The organism is Gammaproteobacteria bacterium (assembly GCA_016765075.1).
Lineage (GTDB): Bacteria > Pseudomonadota > Gammaproteobacteria.
The window spans coordinates 1-6,588 of record JAESQP010000146.1; the positions used below are offsets into that span (position 1 = coordinate 1).

The window sequence follows — 6,588 nt, forward strand, 5'->3', positions numbered from 1 at the left end:
CTTCAATACCGCCATACTGCGTTGTTCGTCACTCATTTGGAACCACCAAACTTCTCTCCTCTCGCCTTGTACCCCAAGGGCACTTCCTGCGGGGCGTCTGGCGGTATTGAAGATACAACAGGACTGTCAAAATGATTGTTAACACCCCCTAGTCTGGAGTAGAGGCAGGGATGACTGGCGTATCGCAATGCACATCGGCATTCTGACCGCGATGACGCAACGCATGATCCAACAACACAATGGCCATCATTGCCTCAGCGATAGGGGTTGCACGAATACCAACACAGGGGTCGTGACGACCTTTGGTAATCACATCAGTTGAATCGCCCTTGCTATTCACTGTTTGGCCTGGCAAACGAAGGCTCGATGTCGGCTTTAAAGCAATGCTTGCCGTAATCTCTTGACCAGAGGAAATACCACCAAGTACACCGCCCGCGCGATTGGTCAAAAACCCATTGGGTTTCATTTCATCACGATGCTCGGTGCCTTTTTGCTCAACCACAGCAAAACCATCGCCTATCTCAACACCCTTAACCGCATTAATACTCATCAGTGCATGAGCCAAGTCAGCATCCAGTCGATCAAACACTGGTTCACCCCAGCCAGGTGGTACGCCTTTAGCAATCACGTTTATCCGTGCACCAATTGAGTTTCCCTCTTTACGTAAGACGTCCATATACTGTTCGAGCTCATTAATGCGCGAAGCATCAGGAAAGAAAAAGGGGTTGCCCTCGACCGCACTCATATCAACCGTCTCTGCCCGTATCGAGCCTAACTGGGATAAGTAGCCTTGAACAGTAACGCCATAGCGTGTTTTAAGGTATTTTTTTGCAATGGCGCCCGCCGCAACACGCGATGCGGTTTCGCGTGCAGAAGAGCGTCCGCCACCACGATAATCTCTAAAGCCATATTTTTGCTGGTAGGTATAATCCGCATGGCCGGGGCGGAAACGATCTTTAATCTCTGTATAATCTTTCGAGCGTTGATCAATATTACGGATCAACAAGGCTATCGGTGTGCCGGTCGTCTTGCCCTCAAAAATGCCCGACAGTATTTCCACTTCATCGGTCTCACGACGCTGGGTCGTATAGCGTGACTTGCCAGGCCGACGACGCTCAAGATCTTGTTGCAGATCTTTAACGCTTAACTCCATGCCCGGAGGGCAACCGTCTACTATCGCGCCGATAGCGGCGCCGTGACTTTCACCAAAACTAGTGACACTAAACAAACGACCTATTGTGTTTCCTGACATAAGAGTACCGATTTCTTATTTTTCAAGCCCACTAAAATCGTTGGCTTGAATGATGACGTATTTTCCGTTAGCATCTTGAACCAGCTTAGCAACGCTGGACAGGACAATGACGGTCGATGCAAACACCGAATGCAGCAAGCCAAACCAAGCTCTTAATATACTGGTCGTAGGTGGCCGCTGTAGCAGCGAAAACGCTATAATTGAGCTTCTAACAAAGCTGGTCGCTGCCAACCTACAATACACTTATAGTCAAGGCCTGTATCACGCATTATCGCATAAGTCAGACGCATCGTTTGATGTTGTGCTGGTTGATATCAGCGATGGCAGCGGAATGGACTGTCGCAACCTAGCGATATTAGTCAACACCTACCACCATTGCACCATTATTGCTATCGACAACAAACATAATGAGCGCTCTGCAGCCAATGCTGTTAAACACGGCGCTCATGGCTACCTGGTACATACCACCGCAAGTAAAGATGCAATCTATGACAGCGTGACAACAACACACCAACAGAGCAAACTTTCACGCCAGCAATTGAACGTATCACGCTATGACGACCTAACAGGGCTAGCCAACGAATTCACTCTTTTAAACACCCTAACAAACGCGTTTGAACACACCAACTTTGAGCAGATATCGATGGCCGTGTTATCCATAGCCATCCACAATAAACCACAGCTCGAAGTCAACGAGAAAGCATTGCTACCACGCCTACTACCAGCCATTTCTCAACGTCTTACACATAATTTACGCGACACCGATAGGGTAGCGCGCATGAATAATGGTGACTTTAGTATTCTGTTGCAACACCTCAACGCTGACAGTGACGCAGCCATTGTCGCCGAAAAACTCATCGAGTTGCTGCAAGCACCGTATCATCTTGGCGTTCATACCATCACCATCGCCATCAACATTGGCATTGCTCTACCAAGTAACCGTCACAGCCACGCACGTGATTTAATCAATGATGCTGACAATGCACTTGTTTCAGCACGAAACCTTGGCCCGAATTATTTTACCCAACATACCTTACGTTCACGGCCTGCGGAGTCACTACATCTGCGTTCGCGCCTATGTGAGGCGATTTCACAAGATCAATTCCGTCTGGTCTATCAACCACAAGTGAATATAAAAAATGGCAAGGTTATCGCAGTTGAAGCGTTGTTACGTTGGCAACTGGAACCAGACCGAATATTAAGCCCTGCACAGTTCATGCATCATATTGAACAAAGTCGGCACTGTAGCAAAGTCACTCACTGGGTTATCGACAAGGTCTGTCAGCAAATTGGTGAGTGGCAAAAAAAAGGTTATGAGCAGTTGCCCATCTCGGTCAACCTGTGTCACAAACAGTTTATTGATCCGGCTTTAGTCAATACACTGGAAAATGCCTTGCTCAAGCACGGCAGTAATGCCAAACAGCTCAGACTGGAAGTCAGCGAATCAACACTGAGGCAAGACGTAAAACGCAGCAAAGAAACTATTCAACAACTCACACAGCTGGGCATTCAGATATCGATTGATGATTTCGGTACCGGCACACGCACACTGGATACACTACACAATTTTAACGTCGGCCAGGTAAAAATAGATAGCTCGCTGGTAGGCTCCGTACTTGACACACCTGCTGCAATGGAAATGGTTGATTCATTGATATTAACCTGCCACCACCTGGGGATTGATATTGCTGCTGAAGCAGTCGAAACTCGCGCTCAACTCGATTATTTGAAACGAAAAGACTGTGACAGCTATCAAGGTTTTTTATTTAGCAAACCCATTGCTGCTGATGACTTGCCATCACTGCTAACTTCAGCCTAAAAGTGGCTGCGCAGTGTTTGTCTATCCAGTAAAAATATATCACCACCGCCACGCTCAAAATCTGGCCATATAAAGGGCACGTCCGGCCATTTTTCTTCTAGCGCATCGCGCGCCTCGCCCACTTCCACGCACAGCCAGCCTTGTTCAGTTAAATAGTCTGCCGCCTCGTTAAGAATTCGCGTCACATGCACAAGGCCATCGACACCAGAGACCAAACCCATCTCAGGTTCATGGTCAAACTCAGCTGGCAAGCCATCATAGCTTGCCTGTGGCACATAAGGTGGATTACTGACGATCAAATCGTACGCATTAGCGTCAAGTGCCGAAAATAAATCCGACTTGATCGCAGTCACATCATTGCTAAGGCCATGTTGAGCGATATTGATTTGCGCCACAGCTAAGGCATCAGATGACAGATCAGCAAGATCCACCTGCGCTTTGGGAAAACTATAAGCGCAAGCAATACCGATACAGCCACTACCCGTACACAGGTCAAGCACACGGCTAGCACTATCAGCCTGCAACCAGGGCTCAAAACCCTGCTCGACAAGCTCCGCTATCGGTGAGCGCGGCACCAATACGCGCTCATCAACATAAAAATCAAGGCCGGCAAAGCGCGACTGTTGTGTAAGATAATCAACGGGAACACGATCATTAATCCGCTGCTCAACCAAGGTGATAATTCGCCTTTTTTCAAGCACCGACAATCGAGATTGAAATGTCTCAGCTGGCACAGTCATGGTCATATTGATCGCATGCAAAACCAGAATCAGCGCCTCATCAACTGCATCGGTGTAGCCATGACCATAGCTTAAATCAGCAGAATTAAGACAGGTGGTGACCCAGCGTACAAAGTCATTAACACTCAGCAACGACTCTATAACATCAGAGCGAACATAATCATTGAGTGTAAGTGCCTTTTTGTTCATTGTCAGCATCATGGCTGGGTATGATACACAGGCTCGCACTGTCTTTCTAATACCGGTTGATTGGCAATCATTATGCCGCACCTTTCTGCTTGAGGTTTACTGGATTTACAGGCCAATGAAACACCCCCTCATGGCAAAAAAAGTAGATTCTCGATAGACTAGGCACCCTTTAGACTTTAGTCAGCAACTCGCCTACGATTAGGCTCGGCGTTGCCGGCGCCATATTGGCGTAACGTTGATAGATACAAGAGAGAATATTCATGACAATCACATCCTTTATTCCACCACAACGCACCCTGATGGGCCCTGGCCCCTCTGATGTTAACCCGCGCATCCTGGAGGCGATGTCACGACCTACCATTGGCCATCTTGATCCACAATTTATTGTCATGATGGAAGAGCTCAAAGAACTACTCCAATATGGCTTTCAGACCAAAAATACATTAACAATGCCTGTGTCTGCTCCAGGCTCTGCCGGCATGGAAACCTGCTTTGTTAATTTAGTCGAGCCTGGTGACACCGTCATTGTTTGCCAAAATGGCGTCTTTGGCGGTCGCATGAAAGAAAATGTTGAACGCTGCGGCGCTAAAGCCGTGATGGTAGAAGATGCCTGGGGTGATGCCATCGATGCCAACAAACTTGAGGCAGCACTCAAAGCCAACCCCGATGCCAACATCGTTGCCATGGTGCACGCTGAAACTTCGACTGGCGCCAGTTCTGATATTGCAACACTGGTCAACCTGGCTCATGCTCACGACTGCTTAACCATTGTCGATGCCGTCACATCACTCGGTGGCTCACCACTAAAAGTTGATGAATGGAATATCGATGCGATCTATTCTGGCAGTCAAAAGTGTTTATCTTGCACACCAGGCCTTTCTCCCATCAGCTTCAGTGAACGCGCCACCGAAAAAATTAAAGCACGCACACATAAGGTACAAAGTTGGTTTTTAGACCTAAATCTGGTTATGAGTTATTGGGGCACAGGCGCCAAACGCGCCTATCACCATACCGCGCCCATTAATGCACTTTACGCCCTACATGAATCACTCGTTATTCTGCAAGAAGAAGGCTTAGAGACTTCATGGGCACGTCATCATCATAACCATGAAGCCTTACGCGATGGCTTAGAAGCAATGGGACTGAAATTTGTCGTCGATAAGGCCGATCGTCTGCCTCAGCTCAATGCTGTCACCATTCCCAAAGGTGTTGATGACGCCGCTATTCGCAGCAAACTACTGACTGACTATAACCTCGAAATCGGCGCAGGGCTGGGGGTAATGGCAGGTAAGGTTTGGCGCATCGGTCTCATGGGTTACGCCTCGAATCGGCGTAATGTTTTGTTCTGTTTGAATGCGCTAGAAGATGTATTAAGCAGTGCTAACGCACCCATCAATAAAGGCGTTGCTCTGGCTGCGGCACATAAAGTGTTCGACTGTGCGACCTAGGAGCCTGTCGGACTTAGGGACACAAAACAACAAATAATCGTCACTACTCACCCACCTTGGCGCAGACCCAGTGCCCGTCATTCCGGCAGTTTTTTAGCCGGAATCCAGTGGGTTAACCTCCTAGGTTCCGGCTAAAAAACTGCCGGAATGACGAATGGCTACTTTTATTCGAGCCAGAGGGCGAGTAGTTACACGCCATCAACACTACTTAAGGAGCCTCTGATTAATTCTGTAACAACGAGATTGCCAACTGAAATATTCCAGATCAAGGCGCAAATTGCAGCCAATAACGGGGCTATTGGCAAAATTCGCAACGAAGAGCTGGTATATTTCAGCCACAAGATCGTGTTCCATGAATAAATCAGAGTTTCCTTAAGGTTAACTAATGGCTCAATACGTCTACACCATGAATCGCGTTGGCAAAGTAGTGCCACCAAAACGCGAGATTCTCAAAGATATTTCGCTATCATTTTTCCCCGGTGCGAAAATTGGCGTGCTCGGATTAAATGGCTCCGGGAAATCCACGTTATTACGTATTATGGCCGGGCTTGATGACCAATTTAACGGTGAGGCACGACCACAACCCGGTATTCGAATCGGCTATCTATCACAAGAACCTGAATTAAATACTGAAAAAGACGTGCGTGGTAATGTCGAAGAAGGTTTGGGCGACACGATAAAATTACTCGGACGCTTTAATGCCATCAGCGATAAATTTGCCGAGCCAATGACCGATGATGAAATGACTGATCTGTTGGCCGAGCAAGGAAAATTGCAAGACGCCATCGATGCCTGTGGTGGTTGGGAAATTGAACGCACACTCGAAATCGCTGCTGACGCATTGAGATTGCCACCGTGGGAGGCCGACGTCAGCAAACTCTCAGGCGGTGAAAAACGTCGCGTCGCCCTATGTCGCTTATTATTGTCAAAACCTGACATGCTGTTGCTTGATGAGCCGACCAATCATCTCGATGCCGAGTCCGTCGCCTGGTTAGAACAGTTTCTTGCTGAATACCCAGGCACTGTGGTGGCCATCACTCATGATCGCTATTTTCTTGATAACGTGGCGGGCTGGATTCTTGAACTGGATCGCGGCCATGGTATTCCGTGGGAAGGTAATTACAGTTCGTGGTTAGAACA

The 6,588-nt window shown here is 47.9% G+C and carries 5 protein-coding genes; 3 read left to right on the forward strand and 2 right to left on the reverse strand.

From position 1 onward, the window contains the following. Positions 1 to 148: 148 nt before the first annotated feature. Positions 149 to 1,252: a chorismate synthase gene (gene aroC, locus JKY90_09015; protein ID MBL4852396.1), complete on the reverse strand. Its 1,104-nt coding sequence runs from the start codon at positions 1,250 to 1,252 to the stop codon at positions 149 to 151. 106 nt (positions 1,253 to 1,358) lie between these two features. Here aroC and JKY90_09020 point away from each other — a divergent pair, with 106 nt between their 5' ends. Further along, entirely contained in the window at positions 1,359 to 3,071 is a 1,713-nt protein-coding gene (locus JKY90_09020) for an EAL domain-containing protein (GenBank protein ID MBL4852397.1), read from the forward strand. Here the strand turns inward: JKY90_09020 and prmB are convergent. Beyond that, entirely contained in the window at positions 3,068 to 4,000 is a 933-nt protein-coding gene (gene prmB, locus JKY90_09025) for a 50S ribosomal protein L3 N(5)-glutamine methyltransferase (protein MBL4852398.1), read from the reverse strand. The two genes, JKY90_09020 and prmB, sit on opposite strands and share 4 nt — an antisense overlap. A gap of 260 nt (positions 4,001 to 4,260) precedes the next feature. Here prmB and JKY90_09030 point away from each other — a divergent pair, with 260 nt between their 5' ends. Both JKY90_09030 and JKY90_09035 read left to right on the forward strand, forming a co-directional pair. Continuing rightward, complete coding sequence (locus tag JKY90_09030; protein MBL4852399.1) at positions 4,261 to 5,448, forward strand: alanine--glyoxylate aminotransferase family protein; 1,188 nt, start codon at positions 4,261 to 4,263, stop codon at positions 5,446 to 5,448. Between the two features lie 385 nt (positions 5,449 to 5,833). After that, on the forward strand, positions 5,834 to 6,588 hold a 755-nt coding region (locus tag JKY90_09035), incomplete at its 3' end, for an ATP-binding cassette domain-containing protein (GenBank protein MBL4852400.1).